Origin of the sequence: Actinomadura scrupuli (assembly GCF_050971785.1) — a bacterium.
Classification (GTDB): domain Bacteria; phylum Actinomycetota; class Actinomycetes; order Streptosporangiales; family Streptosporangiaceae; genus Actinomadura_E; species Actinomadura_E scrupuli.
The window spans coordinates 195,058-213,130 of sequence record NZ_JBPCCU010000014.1; the positions used below are offsets into that span (position 1 = coordinate 195,058).

14 protein-coding genes are annotated in these 18,073 nt (G+C 71.1%); 12 read left to right on the forward strand and 2 right to left on the reverse strand.

What is annotated here, in order from left to right; all coding sequences use genetic code 11:
• Nucleotides 1–105 precede the first annotated feature (105 nt).
• Nucleotides 106–2,763: a valine--tRNA ligase gene (locus tag ACRYCC_RS41350; protein ID WP_433819574.1), complete on the forward strand. Its 2,658-nt coding sequence runs from the start codon at nt 106–108 to the stop codon at nt 2,761–2,763.
• Nucleotides 2,764–2,838: 75 nt separating this feature from the next.
• On the opposite strand, the gene ACRYCC_RS41355 is transcribed toward ACRYCC_RS41350, so the two are convergent.
• On the reverse strand, nt 2,839–3,258 hold the full coding sequence (locus ACRYCC_RS41355; protein ID WP_433819575.1) for a universal stress protein: 420 nt from the start codon (nt 3,256–3,258) through the stop codon (nt 2,839–2,841).
• A gap of 157 nt (nt 3,259–3,415) precedes the next feature.
• Nucleotides 3,416–4,657, reverse strand: coding sequence for a folylpolyglutamate synthase/dihydrofolate synthase family protein (locus tag ACRYCC_RS41360; RefSeq protein ID WP_433819576.1), 1,242 nt, complete (start codon nt 4,655–4,657; stop codon nt 3,416–3,418).
• 218 nt (nt 4,658–4,875) lie between these two features.
• Here ACRYCC_RS41360 and ACRYCC_RS41365 point away from each other — a divergent pair, with 218 nt between their 5' ends.
• The 11 genes from ACRYCC_RS41365 (at nt 4,876) to ACRYCC_RS41415 (ending at nt 17,903) form a co-directional block, all read left to right on the forward strand.
• The gene (locus ACRYCC_RS41365) at nt 4,876–6,249 is read left to right on the forward strand and encodes a bifunctional folylpolyglutamate synthase/dihydrofolate synthase (RefSeq protein WP_433819610.1); all 1,374 of its coding nucleotides are present in this window, start codon (nt 4,876–4,878) and stop codon (nt 6,247–6,249) included.
• A complete protein-coding gene (locus ACRYCC_RS41370) occupies nt 6,246–6,566 on the forward strand; it encodes a DUF4233 domain-containing protein (RefSeq protein ID WP_433819577.1) in 321 nt (106 codons plus the stop codon). The genes ACRYCC_RS41365 and ACRYCC_RS41370 overlap by 4 nt, the downstream gene beginning before the upstream one ends.
• A gap of 154 nt (nt 6,567–6,720) precedes the next feature.
• Entirely contained in the window at nt 6,721–8,256 is a 1,536-nt protein-coding gene (locus ACRYCC_RS41375; protein WP_433819579.1) for a hypothetical protein, read from the forward strand.
• Between the two features lie 179 nt (nt 8,257–8,435).
• On the forward strand, nt 8,436–8,846 hold the full coding sequence (ndk, locus tag ACRYCC_RS41380; protein ID WP_433819580.1) for a nucleoside-diphosphate kinase: 411 nt from the start codon (nt 8,436–8,438) through the stop codon (nt 8,844–8,846).
• A gap of 248 nt (nt 8,847–9,094) precedes the next feature.
• A complete protein-coding gene (locus tag ACRYCC_RS41385; RefSeq protein WP_433819611.1) occupies nt 9,095–10,129 on the forward strand; it encodes a rod shape-determining protein in 1,035 nt (344 codons plus the stop codon).
• 4 nt (nt 10,130–10,133) lie between these two features.
• On the forward strand, nt 10,134–11,027 hold the full coding sequence (gene mreC / locus ACRYCC_RS41390; RefSeq protein ID WP_433819582.1) for a rod shape-determining protein MreC: 894 nt from the start codon (nt 10,134–10,136) through the stop codon (nt 11,025–11,027).
• A 21-nt stretch (nt 11,028–11,048) separates the two neighbouring features.
• Entirely contained in the window at nt 11,049–11,639 is a 591-nt protein-coding gene (gene mreD / locus ACRYCC_RS41395; RefSeq protein WP_433819583.1) for a rod shape-determining protein MreD, read from the forward strand.
• Nucleotides 11,640–11,642: 3 nt separating this feature from the next.
• Nucleotides 11,643–13,712 (forward strand): penicillin-binding protein 2, encoded by a 2,070-nt coding sequence (gene mrdA / locus ACRYCC_RS41400; protein WP_433819585.1) that lies wholly within the window; start codon nt 11,643–11,645, stop codon nt 13,710–13,712.
• Nucleotides 13,709–14,881, forward strand: a complete 1,173-nt coding sequence (gene rodA / locus ACRYCC_RS41405; protein ID WP_433819587.1) for a rod shape-determining protein RodA — start codon at nt 13,709–13,711, stop codon at nt 14,879–14,881. The genes mrdA and rodA overlap by 4 nt, the downstream gene beginning before the upstream one ends.
• Before the next feature lie 55 nt (nt 14,882–14,936).
• Nucleotides 14,937–16,859, forward strand: coding sequence for a TIGR03960 family B12-binding radical SAM protein (locus tag ACRYCC_RS41410; protein WP_433819588.1), 1,923 nt, complete (start codon nt 14,937–14,939; stop codon nt 16,857–16,859).
• Nucleotides 16,860–17,090: 231 nt separating this feature from the next.
• Nucleotides 17,091–17,903: a TIGR03936 family radical SAM-associated protein gene (locus ACRYCC_RS41415; protein ID WP_433819589.1), complete on the forward strand. Its 813-nt coding sequence runs from the start codon at nt 17,091–17,093 to the stop codon at nt 17,901–17,903.
• Nucleotides 17,904–18,073: the final 170 nt, after the last annotated feature.

Here is an 18,073-nt window from a genome sequence, read left to right on the forward strand (position 1 = left end):
CGGCGATGTGGTCTGTGTCAGCAGAGGAAATTGTGCCCTATTGGGAGATATGGTGCAGAAGAGAGCGCGAGATCCGGGCGCGCGCGGCCAGTAGACTTTGCCTCCGTGACCGAGCCCACCACGACCGAGCCCACCGCGCACCAGGCCCCGACAGTGCCGGCGCTGCCGACCCAGTACGCGCCCGCGGATGTCGAAGGCAAGCTGTACGACCGCTGGATCTCGGCGGGCCTCTTCGCCGCCGACCCGGCGCGCGACCCCGGCAGGCCGCACTTCTCCATCGTGATCCCGCCGCCCAACGTCACCGGCTCGCTGCACATGGGGCACGCCCTGGACCACTCCATCCAGGACGCGCTGATCCGCCGCCGGCGCATGCAGGGTCACGAGGTGCTGTGGCTGCCGGGCATGGACCACGCGGGCATCGCCACCCAGAACGTCGTCGAGCGTGAGCTGGCCAAGGAGAACCTCTCCCGGCACGACCTCGGCCGCGAGGCGTTCGTCGAGCGCGTGTGGCAGTGGAAGGCCGAGTCGGGCGGCCGGATCCTCGGCCAGATGAAGCGGCTCGGCGACAGCGTCGACTGGACCCGCGAGCGCTTCACCATGGACTCCGGCCTCTCCCGGTCCGTGCTGACGATCTTCAAGCGGCTGTACGAGGACGGCCTCATCTACCGGGCCGAGCGCATCATCAACTGGTGCCCGCGCTGCCTGACCGCGCTGTCGGACATCGAGGTCGAGCACGCCGATCGCGAGGGCGAGCTCGTCTCCATCCGCTACGGCTCCGGCGACACCGAGATCGTGGTGGCGACCACCCGGGCGGAGACCATGCTCGGCGACACCGCCGTGGCCGTGCACCCCGCGGACGAGCGCTACGCCCACCTGGTGGGCCGCGAGGTCGAGCTGCCGCTGACCGGGCGCAGCATCCCCGTCGTCGCCGACGAGCACGTCGACCCCGCGTTCGGCACCGGCGCCGTGAAGGTCACCCCGGCGCACGACCCCAACGACTTCGAGATCGGCCGCCGGCACTCACTGCCCTTCCTGACCGTCATCGACGAGCGCGGCGTCATCACCGCGCACGGCCCCTTCGAGGGACTCGACCGCTTCGAGGCGCGTCCCGCCGTCGTCGCGGCGCTCCGTGAGGACGGCCGCATCGTCAAGGAGATCCGCCCGTACGAGCACTCGGTGGGCCACTGCCAGCGGTGCGCCACCGTGGTCGAGCCCCGGGTGTCCCTGCAGTGGTTCGTCAAGGTCGAGACGCTGGCCAAGGCGGCCGGCGACGCGGTGCGCGACGGCCGGGTGAAGATCCACCCGCCGGAGCTGGCCGCCCGCTACTTCGCGTGGGTCGACAACATGCACGACTGGTGCATCAGCCGTCAGCTGTGGTGGGGACACCGCATCCCGGTCTGGTACGGCCCCGGCGGCGAGATGGTCTGCGCCGGCCCCGACGAGACGGCGCCCGAGGGCTGGACCCAGGACACCGACGTGCTCGACACGTGGTTCTCCAGCGCGCTGTGGCCGTTCTCCACGCTCGGCTGGCCCGACGAGACCGCGGACCTGAAGCGCTTCTACCCGACCAGCGTGCTCGTCACCGGCTACGACATCCTGTTCTTCTGGGTCGCCCGGATGATGATGTTCGGGCTGTACGCCATGGACGGGGTCCCGCCGTTCGAGACCATCGCCCTGCACGGCATGGTCCGCGACCAGCACGGCAAGAAGATGTCCAAGTCGTTCGGCAACGTGGTGGACCCGCTGGACTGGATCGAGCGGTACGGCGCCGACGCCACCCGCTTCACGCTGCTGCGCGGCGCCAACCCGGGCGGTGACGTGCCGGTCGCGGAGGAGTGGGCACAGGGCTCGCGGAACTTCTGCAACAAGCTGTGGAACGCCACCCGGTTCGCCCTGATGAACGGCGCGACCGTGGCGGGTCCGCTGCCCGGCTCGCCCGGGGTCGCCGACCGGTGGATCCTGTCCCGGCTGCACGAGGTCGTACGGGAGGTCGACGGGTACTTCGAGGCCTTCGACTTCGCCAAGGCCTGCGAGGCGCTCTACCACTTCGCCTGGGACGAGTTCTGCGACTGGTACGTCGAGCTGGCCAAGGTGCCCCTCGCCGAGGGCGGCGCCGCGGCCGGGACGACCCGCCGGGTGCTCGGCGAGGTGCTCGACACGGTGCTACGGCTGCTGCACCCCTTCATCCCGTTCCTCACCGAAGAGCTGTGGCTGGCCCTCCAGGGGGTCGACGACGACAGGTCGATCATGGTCGCGGCCTGGCCGGCGACCGTGGACGCCGAGGGCTCCGGATCGTACGACGCCGAGGCCGTCGCCGAGATCGCCTCGCTGCAGCGGCTGGTGACCGAGGTCCGGCGCTTCCGGTCCGACCAGGGGCTCAAGCCCGGTCAGCGGGTGGTGGCCGCCCTCTCGGGCATCGAGGGCACCCCCATGGCGGCGCACGAGCCGGCCATCCGGTCCCTGCTGCGGCTGAACCCGCCCGGGGCGGGCTTCACGCCCACCGCGACGCTGCCCGTCGAAGGGCTGTCGGTGCAGCTCGACACCGCCGGCACCATCGATGTGAAGGCGGAGCGGGCCCGGCTGCAGAAGGACCTGGCCGCGGCCCGCAAGGAGATCGAGCAGGCCACCCGCAAGCTGGCCAACGCCGAGTTCATGGCCAAGGCACCGGAGGCGGTCGTCGCCAAGAACCGCGACCGTCTCGCCCAGTCCGAGACCGACGTCACCCGCCTGGAGGCACAGCTCGCCGCCCTGCCGGTCGGCTGAAGCTCCCCAGCGCTCCCACTTCCGTGATCATGCAATCGTTCGACGAACGATTGCATGATCACGGTGGGGGGGGGGTCAGGGGACCAGGAGGACGGGGCAGGGCGGGGTGCCGTGCGCGACGCCGTCGGCGACGCTGCCCAGGATCAGCCCGGTCAGGCCGCTGTGCCGGCGGACGCCCAGCATGATCAGATCGGCCCGCTGGTCGGCGGCGGCCTTGAGCACCGCCGCGGCGATGTCGGGCCGGATGGCCTCCCGGATCTCGCCGTCGGCGGTGACGCCCCGGGTCGTCAGTTCCTTGATCGAGGCCGTCACCAGCGCGTGGACCTGGCCGGTGTCCTCCTCGACGACCCCGGTGGCCATGGCGTCGGTCTCGATGGTCTGGATGTGCAGGACGTGCACGGCGGCGCCGGTGGCCAGGGCCAGCCCGGCGGCGTGTTCGAGCACGTGCGCCCGCTCGGGAGAGTCGTCGACCGCGACCAGGATCCTGTCGTACATCGCTGTGTCCCTTCCGCGGACCGGGGCCGGTTGCCGCTGGTCGGCCGGCCCCGGCGACCGGGACCGTCTCTCCCGGGTGCCTGCCCCGGGAGGGGACCGGTGATGCCAGGTGGGAGGCCGCATCCTGGTATCTCCGTCGCCCGTGGCGGTGCCCAGGTCACGACCCGGCGGGGAGGGTGAAGAGCCGTTCGGTGCACGCGCCGACCAGTTCGAGGACGCGCCCGACGAAGTAGACCGTCCCCAGCGCGACGACGTGCCCGCCGGCGCCCTCCAGCGTGCCGCGGGTGAGGTCCGCGGCGTCGAGCACCGGCCAGCCCGGCGGGATCGGGTGGGTGAACCCCAGATGCCGGCCCGGAAGCCGGACGAAGGTCACCGGCAGGTCCCCGAGCTCGGTGATCGCGCCCGCCACGTCCTTGTGGTCGGGCAGGCAGACGAACACGTGGCCGATCGTCCCCCAGCGCCGCCGGGCCGCCGCGAGGGCGGCGGCCACCCCGGGCCGGCTGATCGCGCAGTCGGCCAGCAGCTCCGCGCCCGTGCCCGGCAGGCGGTGCCAGGACAGGCGGCCGGGCAGGCTGACCGACGACAGGACCGAGGCCAGCGTCTCCGGGGGAGCGGCGGCCATCGCGCACACCTCGAGCAGACGACGGGCGGCCGTGGAGCCGACCAGGGCGTTGACCCGGCCGAAGCCGTCCGGCAGCGGCCACTCCGGCTCCGGAGGGGGTTGTCCGCCCAGCGTCTCCAGGGTGATCCCGCGTTCCCGGAGGGTACGGACCACCGCCTCGGTGACGTCGGGCGTCTGCGGTGCCGACACGACGGCCCGGGTCGCGGGTCCGGTCACCGCGGCCTTCTCCTCGGCGATGGCCGCCGGGGTGTCGCCGAGCACGCCGACATGCTCGGCGAAGATCGGCGTGAGCGCGGCCACGGTGGGCGGGAAGAGGCTCACCTCGTCGGACCTGCCTCCCCGGCCGGCTTCGAGCACGACGACGTCGGCGCCCGCCGTGCGGGCCCGCAGCATGCCGCCCAGGGTGAACAGGCCGGAGGGGGACAGGTAGCCGCCGGTGGGCTCCGGCAGCGCGTCCATCGCGCGGCCGAGGTCGCCGGCCACGTCCTGGAACTCCCGCTCCGTCAGGGCCTGCCCGTTCACCCGGATGCGCTCCCGGTCGCTGCGCAGGCCCGGGCTGGTCACCGTGCAGACGCGCAGCCCGGCGGCGGCGAGGTGGGCCGAGGCGAAGGTCGCGGCGGTGCCCTTGCCCTTGGAACCGACCACGGTCAGCACGGGGACACCGGGCTCGAGCAGTCCCAGCCCGGTGGCCAGCCGTCTCGCCCGGTCCACGCTGCGGGCCTGCCCCGGGAGGCGGCGGTCCCATTCGCGGAAGAAGACGTCGGCGCCGGCCGTCACTCGGTCCTTCCGATCGGATTCCCGGCCCGTGGTCGGGCCCTCTCCACGATAGGGGGACCACGCGGGCGGCCCGTACCCCGGCGTCCCGTCACCGGGCCGGGGCGGTGGGCGAAGTAGGCTTCTATAGTGAGTCAGTCCCGCCATCGAGCGGCCCGCCAGCGAGCACTGTGAGTTCCGTGTCCCAGCCTGCCGATTACCGAGCCGTCATCGCCGCGATCATGGAACGCGGGGTCGAGTGGGAGATCGATCCGAGCCTCGACCGGATCCGCGATCTCATGGACATCCTGGGAGAGCCGCAGCGGGCGTACCCGGTCGTCCATGTGACCGGCACCAACGGCAAGACGAGCACCGCGCGGCTGATCGACGCGCTCCTGCGCGAGCGCGGGCTGCGGGTCGGGCTCTACACCAGCCCCCAGCTGACCACGCTGCGGGAGCGGATCGAGATCGACGGGCAGCCGATCAGCGAGGAGCTCTTCGCCGGCACCTATGCCGATCTCGTCCCGTACCTCGAGCTGATCGACGACAAGCACGGCGTCCGGCTGAGCTTCTTCGAGGTGCTCACGGCCATGGCGTACGCCGCGTTCGCCGACGCGCCGGTGGACGTCGCCGTGGTCGAGGTCGGCATGGGCGGCACGTGGGACGCCACCAACGTCGCCGACGGCACGGTGGCCGTGATCACCCCCATCGGGCTGGACCACACGGACTACCTGGGCGACACGATCGAGCAGATCGCCGGGGAGAAGGCCGGCATCATCAAGCCCGGCGCCATCGCGGTGCTCGGCCTCCAGCAGCCGGAGGCGGCCGAGGTGCTGGCCGGCCGGATCGCCGAGACCGGGGTGCCGGCGGTACGCGAGGGCGTCGACTTCGGCGTGCTGAACCGCGAGATCGGGGTCGGCGGCCAGCTGCTGCGGCTGCAGGGCCTGCACGGCGTCTACGACGAGATCTACCTTCCGATGTTCGGCGAGTACCAGGCGAGCAACGCCGTGTGCGCGCTGGCCGCCGTGGAGGCGTTCGCCAGCGGGGCGCCGACGGCGCTCGGTGACGCCAAGCTCGAGGACGCCACCCGGGGCGCGGAGAGCATGGGCATGTTCGAGGGCGGCGAGGGCCAGCTCGACCCCGAGCTGGTGCGGGGCGCGTTCGCCCGGTCCTCCTCGCCGGGACGGCTGGAGATCGCACGGACGGGGCCGACCGTGCTGCTCGACTCGGCGCACAACCCGGCGGGCATGGCCGCCAGCGTCGCGGCGATCGTCGAGGAGTTCGGGTTCACCCGGCTCGTCGGCGTGCTCGCCGTGTCGGCGGACAAGGACGTGACGAGCCTGCTCGAGGAGCTGGAGCCGGTGCTCGCCGAGCTGGTCGTCAGCCCCAACTCCTCACCGCGGTCGATGCCGGCCGAGGAGCTCGGCGACCTGGCGGAAGGCATCTTCGGCGCGGACCGCGTGCATCTCGCGGACCGGCTGGACGACGCCATCGACCAGGCGCTGGGCCTGGCCGAGGAGACCGGGGAGTACCAGGGGGCCGGGGTGCTGATCACCGGCTCGGTCGTGACCGCGGGCGATGCCCGGACGCTGCTGCGGGTGGAGGGCCGCCGGTGAACCCGGGCATGAGAAGGCTGTGCGCGATGGTGCTGGCGTGTGAGGCGATCGTGATCGCGCTGGCCATCCCGGTGGCGATCACGGTGGTGCACACCGACGCCGGGGCCGCGGGCGTCGCGGGTGGCGTGGCGGCGGTCCTGTGCCTGCTGCTGGCCGGATTCCTCCGGTATCGATGGGCCTACGTGGCCGGAAGTGCGCTACAGGTGCTCATCATCGTCAGTGGATTCGTGGTTTCCACCATGTTCTTCCTCGGTGCCATTTTTGCCGCGCTCTGGATTACCGCCATTTGGCTCGGACGGACAGTGGAAAGCCGCTAGGCGCGCTAATCTCCGGCGAGATGGCACATCGAATCCATCCGCCGATATCCACAATTCGCGTTAAACGCATAAAACGGGCGTAATGCCAAAATGCGTTTATGCCGTGCCTTTGTAGATATGTGGTGGATGCCGATCCCTTCCCGGAGGACAGGCAGTGTCCACCCCATCCCCTCAGCCACATGCCGGACGAGCCGCGGACCCCGCGCCGGACGATGCCTGGGCGCTCGCCCCGGAGCCGCTTCCGGCGTCCCGCCCCGACCGGTTCGGCCTGCTGATCACACTGCTCGTGGCGTTCACGGCGCTGCCGATCGTGGCGCTCGTCGTGCCCAACACCGTCTCCTACATCGTCCCGCAGGCGGTCGGCGACCTCGGGCTGCGCGGCGGCCAGGCCGCCGACCTGGTCCGCGCCAACGGCCTCGTCCTGCCCGCGCTGCTGCTGGCCGTGCCGCTGTGCGCGGTGCTGGCCCGCCGGCTGCCGGCCTGGGTGGTGCTGCTGGCCGGTCTGTGCTGCCTGCTCGGCGGTGAGCTCGTCGTGCAGCTGGCCGGCTCGGTGCCGCTCCTCGGCGCGGCCAGGAGCCTCCAGGGGCTCGGCGCGGGGGCCGTGCTGCCCGCGACCCTGGTCCTGGTCTGGCGACGCGGTGGTCGCGCCCTCAGCGCCGTCTGGGCGGGCATCTTCGCCGCGTCGCTCCTGGTCACGATGCCGCTCGCGCTCGCCAGGGTCCCGCAGGCGGCCGGCGAGTGGCGGTCCGTGCTGCAGCCCTACCCCTGGCTGGTCGGGGCCGCCCTCGCCGCGACCGGCCTGTTCGGGATCTTCCGCAGCCGCGTCATCGTGAGTGAGCGCCCCGTCGTGCGGCCCACCGAGCGGACCCAGCTGCTGCTGCTCGTCGCGCCCGCCGCGGGCTTCGCCTTCCTGGCCGTGGTGACCACCTACGGCTGGTCCCCGGGTGCCCAGCTCGTGGTCGCCGGGATCGGTCTGGCCGCCCTGCTCGGGCTCGCCCTCGTGGGCACCCGCGACGCCACCACCGGCAGCCCGCTGGGATGCGCGGTCGTCATGGTCAGCAGCGGGCTGCTCACCGTGCCGGTGGTCTCTCCGCTCGCCGGGCTGATGAGCACCCGGGAGGGGCCGCAGGCGATCTCCCTGCTGCCCTTCGCCGTCGGGGCCGCCGCCGCGCTGGCCGGTGCCCTGCTCGTCGGCGTGTCCGGCGCCGGAGGCACCGCCGACACCGAGCCCGGGGCCGAGCTCGGGGCGGGGCTCGAGCCGGGGGAGGCCGTCCGCCGGCCGTCCGGGCTGGGCATGGTGCTGGTCGGCCACGGGCTGGCCGTCGTGGCGGTGCTGATCCTGCTGACCACCGATGCCGAGTCCGGCCCGTGGATGCTGTGCGTCCCGCTGGCCGCGCTGGGGGCCGGGATCGGGATGGCGCTCGCCGCCTCGCTGCGGTCGGCCCCGCTCGGCTCGGCGCTGTTCGGCCTGGCGCTCTGCTTCCCGGCCGTGCTGTCCGGCTTCCTGGTGATCGGCCCCCTGCAGGTGGCGAAGGTGAACGCCGCGGTAAGGCTCGGCGGCGACATGCAGAACGCGGTCTACGCCCTCACCGCGGGATTCCGGGTCTGGCTCATCGTGGCAGGGGTGATCGCCGTGCTCCTGGCGGGCGCGTCGGCTCTGGCCGGCCGGCGGCGCCGCAGCGAGGCGTGAGTTCCCCGGCCCCCGCCCCGGTTGTACGCTCGGGACACGGGCCGGGCCGGGGCGGGACACCCCGCCGATGCGTCCGCCGATCCGAGCGAGCGGAGCCCGCGCCATCCAGTAGGCTTCGCGCGCGGCCCGCGTGGAGCACCGTGGGCAAGGCCATCTCAGATCTAGGTAGGGGAAGTTCCGTGTCCGAGCGCACTCTTGTTCTGGTCAAGCCCGACGGCGTCCGTCGCGGCATCGTCGGCGACGTCATCACCCGGCTCGAGCGCAAGGGGCTGACGATCGTCGCGCTGGAGTTGCGCACGCTGACCCGCGAGACGGCCGAGGAGCACTACGACGAGCACCGCGAGCGCCCGTTCTTCGGCGAGCTCGTCGACTTCATCACCGGTGGGCCGCTGGTCGCCCTGGTGGTCGAGGGCCCGCGCGCGATCGAGGCCTTCCGTACGCTGGCCGGCGCGACCGACCCGGTCAAGGCGACGCCCGGCACGATCCGCGGTGACCACGCCCTGGAGATCGGCGAGAATGTCGTGCACGGGTCCGATTCGCCCGTTTCGGCGAAGCGTGAGATCGAGCTGTTCTTCCCCGGACTGGTGTAAGCGACCTGTCAACTGGGCATCCCGCCTAGCGGACGCACCGAGCGCCCCGGGCGAGCGATCGAAGAAAAGGCGGGAGCGCGCGGGCCGGTGACCTCCGGCTCGCGCGTTCTTTGTCAGAAACTTGTCGCGGCATGGCTGGAATTTCGGACAACTCGCATTGTCCCGGCGCCTGCCCTGGCAGTCTTTATCGCGTTACGATGAGCATGCCGCTCTGCACGTCCGCCAGCAGGAAGGGCTCCCTAAACTCCATGGGCAACAAGCTGTCGTTCCTGGGCCGTGACATGGCGGTCGATCTAGGCACAGCGAACACTCTGGTCTATGTCCGCGGCCGCGGCATCGTGCTCAACGAACCGTCCGTCGTCGCGATCAACACCAACACGGGCAAGATCGTCGCAGTCGGCATCGAGGCGAAGCGCATGATCGGCCGGACGCCGGGCAACATCGTGGCGATCCGCCCGCTCAAGGACGGCGTCATCGCCGACTTCGACGTCACCGAGCGGATGCTGCGCTACTTCATCCAGAAGGTCCACAAGCGCCGGCACTTCGCCAAGCCGCGGATCGTGGTGGCGGTGCCCAGCGGCATCACCGGCGTTGAGCAGCGGGCCGTCAAGGACGCCGGTTACCAGGCCGGGGCGCGCCGGGTCTACATCATCGAGGAGCCCATGGCGGCCGCAATCGGTGCCGGGCTGCCCGTCTACGAGCCGACCGGCAACATGGTCGTCGACATCGGCGGTGGCACCACCGAGGTCGCGATCATCTCGCTCGGCGGCATCGTGACCAGCCAGTCCGTGCGGGTCGGCGGAGACGAGCTCGACCAGGCGATCATCACCTTCTCCAAGAAGGAGTACTCCCTGATGCTGGGGGAGCGCACCGCGGAGGAGATCAAGATGGCCATCGGCTCGGCCTACCCCTTCGGCGAGGACGAGCCGCACGCGGAGATCCGCGGCCGTGACCTGGTGAGCGGGCTGCCCAAGACGATCGTCATCTCCGCCGACGAGGTGCGCCGGGCCATCGAGGAGCCGGTCAACGCCATCGTCGACGCGGTGAAGACCACTCTCGACAAGTGCCCGCCCGAGCTGTCCGGCGACATCATGGACCGGGGCATCGCCCTGACCGGCGGCGGGGCACTGCTGAAGAACCTCGACGAACGGCTCCGTGAGGAGACGGGCATGCCTATCCATCTGGTGGACAACCCGCTGGACTCGGTGGTCATCGGCACCGGCAAGTGCGTGGAAGATTTCGAGTCCCTGCGTCAGGTGCTCGTCCCTGAGGCACGTCACTGAGCTCGTGAGGGACTCCCGGCGCAACCGTTTCGTGCTCGGCACACTGCTGCTCGTCGCCCTGGCACTGATCACCATCGACTACCGGGGCGGGCAGAATTCGCCGCTGCGCGGGCTGCGCGGGGTCGGTGCGGCGGTCTTCGGGCCGATCGAGCGCACCGCGGCCGCCATCGTGCGCCCGATCGGCGGCACCGTGGACGCCATCACCGACGCGCCGGGCGAGCGCAAGAGGGCCGACCGGCTGCAACGGGAGAACGCGAAGCTCCGCGAGCAGCTCCAGTCCAGCCGGCTGGACAAGGACCGCGCCGACCAGCTGGACAAGCTGCTCCGTCCCGCCGGTCTCGGCACGTACAAGATCGTCGCAGCGGAGGTGATCTCGGCGGGCCAGGGCTTCGAGGACACCGTCACCATCAACGCCGGCAGTGGCAGCGGCGTGCGCACGGACATGACCGTGATGGCGGCCGACGGGCTCGTCGGCCGGGTCACCCGGGTCGGGCCCTCGACGGCGACCGTGCTGCTCGCCACCGACGCCGCCTCGGCGGTGGGCAGCCGGGTGGAGGGTTCCAAGCAGATCGGCATCACCCAGGGCAGGGGGCGCAGGGGGCTGGGCGACACCGCCACCCCGCTCAGCTTCCAGCTGCTCGACGCCAACGCCGTGATGACACCGGGACAGCGGATCGTCACCCTGGGCTCCGACGGCGAACGCCCCTACGTCTCGGGGCTGCCGATCGGCACCGTCGACCGGGTGGTGAAGACGCCGGGGTCACTCACCCGGACCGCCTACGTCCGCCCGTTCGTGCACTTCGCGAGTCTGGACGTCGTCGGTGTCGTGGTCGAGCCGCCCAAGACCGATCCGCACGACTCCATCCTGCCGCCCAAGCCCACGATGGCGCGGCGCTGAGCACCTCTCGGGGGACGCAACATGCTGAGCACATCTTCTGACTCCGCCCCAGGCAACCACAGGCTCTGGGCGGTTCTGGTGATGGTGGTCGCGCTCGTCCTCCAGGTGGCGGTGGCCAACCGGCTGCCGCTGCCCGGCTCGGTCACGCCCGATCTCGTGCTGCTCACCGTGGTGGCGCTCGCGCTGGTGAACGGCGAGATGGTCGGCCTCGTCGCCGGGTTCACCGCGGGGCTGGCGGCCGACATCATGCCGCCCGCCGACCACACGATCGGCCGGTACGCGCTCGTCTACTGCCTCGTCGGCTACCTCTGCGGCCTGGCCAGCGCCGAGATGGACCGCTCGTCGGTGGTGCCGTTCGTGGCCGTGGCCGCCGGGGCACTGGCCGGCACGCTGCTGTACGCGGGGCTGGGCATGCTGCTCGGCGATCCGCGGGCCACCTGGGCGATCATTTCCCGGATGGTGCCGTTGTCGGTGCTCTACGACGTGCTCGCCAGCCCGTTCGTGGTCTGGGCGGTGCTGCGGGTCACCCGGCGCGTCGAACGCGGCAAGAGCCCCGGCCGGTTCGACCTCGCCCCTGCCCGTTACCGGGCGATGTCACGGGAACGGATCTGACCGATGAACAGCAGATCCCACCAGCGGCTGGTGGTGCTGCACGTCCTGGTGCTGTCGTTGCTGGTCATCCTGGTCGGCCGGCTGTGGAACCTCCAGGTGATGGACGGCAAGCACTACCGCCAGGTCGCGGCCGAGAACCGCACCCGCGACATCGTGGTCCCCGCCGTACGCGGCCAGATCCTCGACGACATGGGCCGGCCGCTGGTGCGCAACCGGACCGCCCTGGTGGTGTCGGTGGACCGCACGACCATGTCCCGGCAGAAGGACGGCGGCAAGACGGTGCTGACCCGGCTCGCCAAGGTGCTGGGCATCTCCTACGACGAGCTCAGCCAGCGCGTCCGGCTGTGCGGCCCGACCACCAAGCGGCCCTGCTGGCCGGGCTCGCCCTACCAGCCGATCCCGGTGGACAACAAGGTCGAGCCGAAGAAGGCGTTGCAGATCGTGGAACGCCAGGAGGACTTCCCCGGGGTGACCGCCCAGGTCCAGGCGGTCCGTGACTACCCGCGGCCGGACGGGGCCGGCGCCGTCCAGGCCCTCGGCTACCTGCAGCCGATCACCCAGGAGGAGCTCGACAAGCGCAAGGGCCTGAAGGTCACCGGGTTCAGCGGCGTCGACCTGATCGGCCGGGACGGGCTGGAGGCCCGGTACGACGCCGACCTGCGGGGCGGGCCCGGCATCCGGAAGGTCAACGTCGACAGCAAGGGCCGGGTGACCGGCATCGCCAGCGAGCAGGCCGCGCAGCCCGGCGGCAATCTGGTGACCAGCCTCGACGCCAAGGTGCAGGGCGCGGTCGAGGACGCCGTGCAGAAGGCCGTCAAGAACGTCCGCCACGACGGCGGGAAGGCCGACTCCGCCGCCGGAGTCGTCATGGACGTGCGCACCGGCCGGGTGGTGGCGCTGGCCAGCTACCCCTCGTACGACCTCAACATCTGGACCGGCGGCATCTCGCAGAACGAGTACGAGGGGCTGCTCGGCAAGGGCAAGGGCGAGCCGCTCATCTCACGGGCCACTCAGGGGCAGTTCGCCCCCGGCTCCACCTTCAAGATCTCCTCGCTGGCCGCCGCCGTGGGCGACGGCTACAAGCTGCACGGCACCTACGACTGCCCCGGCTCCTACGACGTCGGCAGCAGGGCCTTCCACAACTTCGAGGGCCAGGGCCACGGCGCGATGAACCTGCACACCGCGATCGTGGTGTCCTGCGACACGATCTTCTACCGGTTCGCCTACGAGGAATGGCAGCGCGACGGCGCCGTACACCCGGTCAAGAACCCCAAGGACCCGATGGTCAAGATGGCCCGGGCGTACGGCTTCGGGTCGCGGACCGGCATCGACCTGCCGAGCGAGTCGCCCGGGCGCATCCCGGACCGGGCCTGGAAGCAGTCCTACTGGAACGCCACCAAGAAGTCCGACTGCAAGCACGCCAAGACCGGCTATCCGGGAGAGCCGCCGGACCGGGAGGGCTATCTCAAGGCCATCGCCCGGGAGAACTGCGCCGAGGGCTACATGTGGCGGGCCGGTGACGCGGCCAACTTCTCGGTCGGCCAGGGCGACGTCCTGGTGACCCCGCTGCAGCTGGCCCGGGCGTACGCCGCGGTGGCCAACGGCGGCACCCTGGTCACGCCGCGGCTGGCCCGCGCGGTGGTCCGGCCGGACGGCACGGTGGTGCGCCGGATCAACGCGCCCGCCGGGCCCAAGCTGCCGGTCAGCCAGGAGGTGCTGGCGTATCTGCGCGGCGCCCTGGCCAAGGTCCCCAGCGAGGGCACCGCGCGGGGCGCGTTCGCCGGCTTCGATTTCAAGAAGGTCGCGATCGCCGGCAAGACCGGCACCGCCGAGGTCTACGGCAAGAAGGACACCGCCTGGTTCGCCTCCTACGCCCCGGCGGACAGCCCGCGCCTGGTCACCGTGGTCATGGTCAGCCAGGCCGGCACCGGTGGCCAGTACTCCGCCCCCGCCGTACGGCAGATCTGGGAGGCGATCTTCGGGCTGAAGGGCAAGCCGGCCGCAATGCCCTACGGCAAGCTCCCCGAGGAGCTGCCCAAGTTCCGCCCGGACGGAACGGTCGTGGCGCCGTGATCACCGGCTACGGGGTGCGGTCGTCGCTGCTGCGCAAGGTGGCGGCCCACGACTCGACGCTGCGCCGCCTGGACTGGGTGCTGATCCTGCCGGTGATCGCGCTGTCGGTGATGGGCTCGCTTTTGGTGTGGTCGGCCACCCACGCCCTGATGATCGAGCGGCACGAGGACCCGGCCGGCTTCCTGAAGAAGCACCTGCTCAACCTGCTGATCGGCCTGGTGCTCGGCGCGGTGGTGACGCTGCTGGACTACCGGCTGCTGCGGGCCTACGCCCCCATCCTGTACGCGCTGTCCTGCATCGGCCTGGTCGCGGTGCTCAGCCCGCTGGGTGACACGATCAACGGCTCGCACTCCTGGATCGTGCTGGGCGGCGGTTTCCAGCTCCAGCCGTCGGAGTTCGCCAAGGTGGGCCTGGTGGTGCTGCTGGCGATGATCCTCGGTGAACCCCGGGACGGCGAGGTCGGGCCGGGCCGCCGCGACATCCTGTGGGCGCTCGGGCTGGCGGGGCTGCCGATGGCGTTGATCATGCTGCAGCCCGACCTCGGCACCACGCTGGTGTTCGCCGCGGTGATCCTCGGCATGCTGGCCATCTCGGGCGCCCGCAAGGCCTGGGTGGCCGGCCTGCTCGGCTCGGGTCTGCTGGTCGCCTTCTCGGCCTGGTTCTTCGGGCTGCTCAAGCCCTACCAGGTGGCCCGGTTCACCGCCTTCGCCAACCCGGCGGCCGACCCGCGCGGAGCGGGCTACAACGCCCAGCAGGCCCGGATCGCGGTCGGCTCCGGCGGCGTCTTCGGCAAGGGGCTGTTCCACGGCGAGCAGACCACCGGCCACTTCGTGCCCGAGCAGCAGACCGACTTCATCTTCACGGTCGCGGGGGAGGAGCTCGGCTTCCTGGGCGCCGCCGTGATCCTGCTGCTGCTGGGCGTCCTGCTGTGGCGCGGCCTGCGGATCGCGACGCAGGCGGCGGACACGTTCGGCGTGCTGGTGGCCACCGGGGTCGTGTGCTGGCTGGCCTTCCAGACCTTCGAGAACGTCGGCATGTGCGTCGGCATCATGCCGATCACCGGCCTGCCGCTGCCGTTCGTGTCGTACGGAGGCTCGGCCACCTTCGCCAACATGATCGCCTTCGGCCTGCTGCAGGCCGTGCACGTGCGCAGCCGCCACTTCGACTGACCTGGCCGGGTACCCTGAGAAGTTGATCCCTGTTCCCCTCTCTGGAAGGTTTCTCATGCCCGTCGAGTCGCTCTTTCCGCGCTTGGAGCCACTGCTGCCCCAGGTGCAGAAGCCGATTCAGTACGTCGGCGGTGAGCTGAATTCCCAGGTCAAGGAGTGGGACGAGGCCGAGGTCCGCTGGGCGCTGATGTATCCGGACGCCTACGAGATCGGCCTTCCCAATCAGGGCGTCCAGATCCTCTACGAGATCCTCAACGAGCGCGAGGGCGTGCTGGCCGAGCGGACGTACACCGTCTGGCCCGACCTCGAAGCGATCATGCGCGAGCACGCCATCCCGCAGTTCACCGTGGACGGGCACCGGCCGGTGGCGGCCTTCGACATCCTCGGGGTCTCGTTCTCCACCGAGCTCGGCTACACCAACATGCTGACCTCGCTGGACCTGGCCGGCATCCCGCTGAACTCCGCCGAGCGCACCGACGAGCATCCGATCGTGCTGGCCGGCGGGCACGCCGCCTTCAACCCGGAGCCGATCGCCGACTTCCTCGACGCGGCCGTGCTCGGCGACGGCGAGGAGATCTCGCTGGCGATCACCGAGGTGATCCGGGAGTGGAAGCGCGAGGGCTCCCCGGGAGGCCGGGACGAGCTGCTCATGCGGCTGGCCAAGTCCGGTGGCGTGTACGTCCCGCGTTTCTACGACGTGAGCTACCTGGAGGACGGCCGGATCCAGCGGGTCGCGCCGAACCGGCCGGGCGTGCCGTGGCGGGTCGTCAAGCACACGGTGATGGACCTCGACGCGTGGCCGTACCCCAAGAAGCCCCTCGTGCCGCTGGCCGAGACCGTGCACGAGCGGTTCAGCGTGGAGATCTTCCGCGGCTGCACCCGCGGCTGCCGGTTCTGCCAGGCCGGCATGATCACCCGCCCGGTGCGGGAGCGTTCGATCACCACGGTCGGCGACATGGTCGAGACCGGCCTCAAGGCCTCCGGTTTCCACGAGGTCGGGCTGCTGTCGCTGTCCAGCGCCGACCACAGTGAGATCGGCGAGATGGCCAAGGGCCTGGCGGACCGCTACGAGGGCACCAACACCTCGCTGTCGCTGCCCTCCACCCGGGTGGACGCCTTCAACATCACCCTCGCCAACGAGTTCTCCCGGGGCGGCCGCCGCTCCGGGCTGACGTTCGCGCCCGAGGGCGGCTCCGAGCGCATGCGCAAGGTCATCAACAAGATGGTCTCCGAGGACGACCTCATCCGCACCGTGACGACCGCGTACGAGAACGGCTGGCGGCAGGTCAAGCTCTACTTCATGTGCGGGCTGCCGACCGAGGAGGACGAGGACGTCCTGGCCATCGCGGACATGGCCCGCCGCGTCATCCAGGCCGGCCGCGACGCCACCGGCCGCCGTGACATCCGCTGCACGGTCTCCATCGGCGGATTCGTGCCCAAGCCGCACACCCCGTTCCAGTGGGCCGCCCAGTGCGACGCCGAGACCGTCGACCGGCGGCTGTTCGGCCTGAAGGACGCGCTGCGCCGCGACCGTGAGTACGGCAAGGCCATCGGCCTGCGCTACCACGACGGCAAGCCCTCGATCATCGAAGGGCTGCTGTCCCGCGGCGACCGCCGGGTCGGCGAGGTCATCCGGGCGGTCTGGGAGGACGGCGGCCGGTTCGACGGCTGGTCCGAGCACTTCTCCTACCAGCGCTGGATGTCCTGTGCCGAGAAGGTCTTCGCCGGCGGCCCGGTCGACCTGGACTGGTTCACCGTCCGGGAGCGCGAGGAGGTCGAGGTGCTGCCCTGGGACCACCTCGACGCCGGGCTCGACCGTGAGTGGCTCTGGCAGGACTGGCGGGAGGCCGTGGACGGCACCGAGGTCGAGGACTGCCGGTGGACGCCCTGCTACGACTGCGGGGTCTGCCCCACCATGGGCACCGAGATCCAGATCGGGCCGACCGGGAAGAAACTGCTTCCGCTGACCGTCGTCTGAGGCCCGGAGAACGCCCCGGCGGCGGACGCGCCGGTCCGGTGCCCGCCGAAGGTGGCGTACCGTGGTGAACCTGAGACGGCTGGTGTGCGTCACACGTACGTCAGCGGTCGGAGCGGGGCGGCTGTGCGGGCTCCCGGGCACATGCCTGGATACGAGCCGGCCAGATGCCCCGTACTCTGGTATCAGACGTCTGACTCGATACGAGTAGGAAGGACTAGAGCCCTGGCTCCCATGCCGGAGGGTCCAGCACCGGCCCCCGTGACCCAGCGGCTGCGCGTGCGCTACGCAAAGCGTGGCAGGCTGCGGTTCACGAGCCATCGCGACATATCCCGGGCCGTGGAACGCGCCGTCCGGCGCGCCGGGATCCCCGTCGCGTTCAGTGCTGGATTCACGCCGCATCCGAAGATCTCTTATTCGGGCGCGGCAGCGACAGGGGTGGCCAGTGAGGCGGAGTACCTCGAGATCGGGCTCACCGACACCCGTGCGCCAGCTCGGGTTCTTGCCGACCTCGACGCCGCGCTTCCCGACGGTCTCGACATCCTCGATGTCGTGCCCGCCACGGTGGGCACGACGTTCGCGGACCGGCTGCAGGCGTCAGAATGGCTGGTACGGCTCGACGGTGTCGCCCCCGGCACCGCCGAAGACGCCGTGCGGGCCTTCATGGCCGCCGAAGTGATCGAGGTAGAACGCCTCACAAAAAAGGGACGGCGCCGTTTCGACGCCAGGTCCGCCGTGTCCGCCTTCGAGCTGGACCGGCGCGCCGGGATAGCGACGGACCGTCCATATGCGATACTTCGAATGGTTGTTCGGCATCTCACACCTGCCGTACGACCAGACGACGTCCTCGCCGGGCTACGTCAAGTGGCCGACCTCGCGCCGCCGTCACCACCGTTGGTGACCAGGCTGGCGCAGGGGCCGCTGAACGCAGAGACCGGCGAGCTCGCGGATCCACTGGATCCCGACCGGGAGGCCGTACCGCCTGGCGATGAAGCCATGGCGGCCAGCGGCTCTGCCTCCGGGCAGCCGGTGCGAACCGCGGGCTAGGACTTCGTCAGCGCCCGGGCGTAGGACCGGCGCCGTGCAGACGGCACCGGCTCCTAGGGGACGGACGGGCGCGCCCCCAACGACTTTTGTCGTCGTTGCCGGCCATCGGGGCCGGGACGCGACGACGCTGACGACATACGGAGTGCTTCCGTGCGGCGCATGAAGCCGGT

Coding starts and splice junctions, on each gene's coding strand:
- mreD (WP_433819583.1), top strand. CDS start 11,049: ATGCTGAGCACATCTTCTGACTCCGCCCCAGGCAACCACAGGCTCTGG.
- mrdA (WP_433819585.1), top strand. CDS start 11,643: ATGAACAGCAGATCCCACCAGCGGCTGGTGGTGCTGCACGTCCTGGTG.
- ACRYCC_RS41385 (WP_433819611.1), top strand. CDS start 9,095: ATGGGCAACAAGCTGTCGTTCCTGGGCCGTGACATGGCGGTCGATCTA.
- ACRYCC_RS41355 (WP_433819575.1), bottom strand. CDS start 3,258: ATGTACGACAGGATCCTGGTCGCGGTCGACGACTCTCCCGAGCGGGCG.
- ACRYCC_RS41365 (WP_433819610.1), top strand. CDS start 4,876: ATGGAACGCGGGGTCGAGTGGGAGATCGATCCGAGCCTCGACCGGATC.
- ACRYCC_RS41410 (WP_433819588.1), top strand. CDS start 14,937: ATGCCCGTCGAGTCGCTCTTTCCGCGCTTGGAGCCACTGCTGCCCCAG.
- ACRYCC_RS41415 (WP_433819589.1), top strand. CDS start 17,091: ATGCCGGAGGGTCCAGCACCGGCCCCCGTGACCCAGCGGCTGCGCGTG.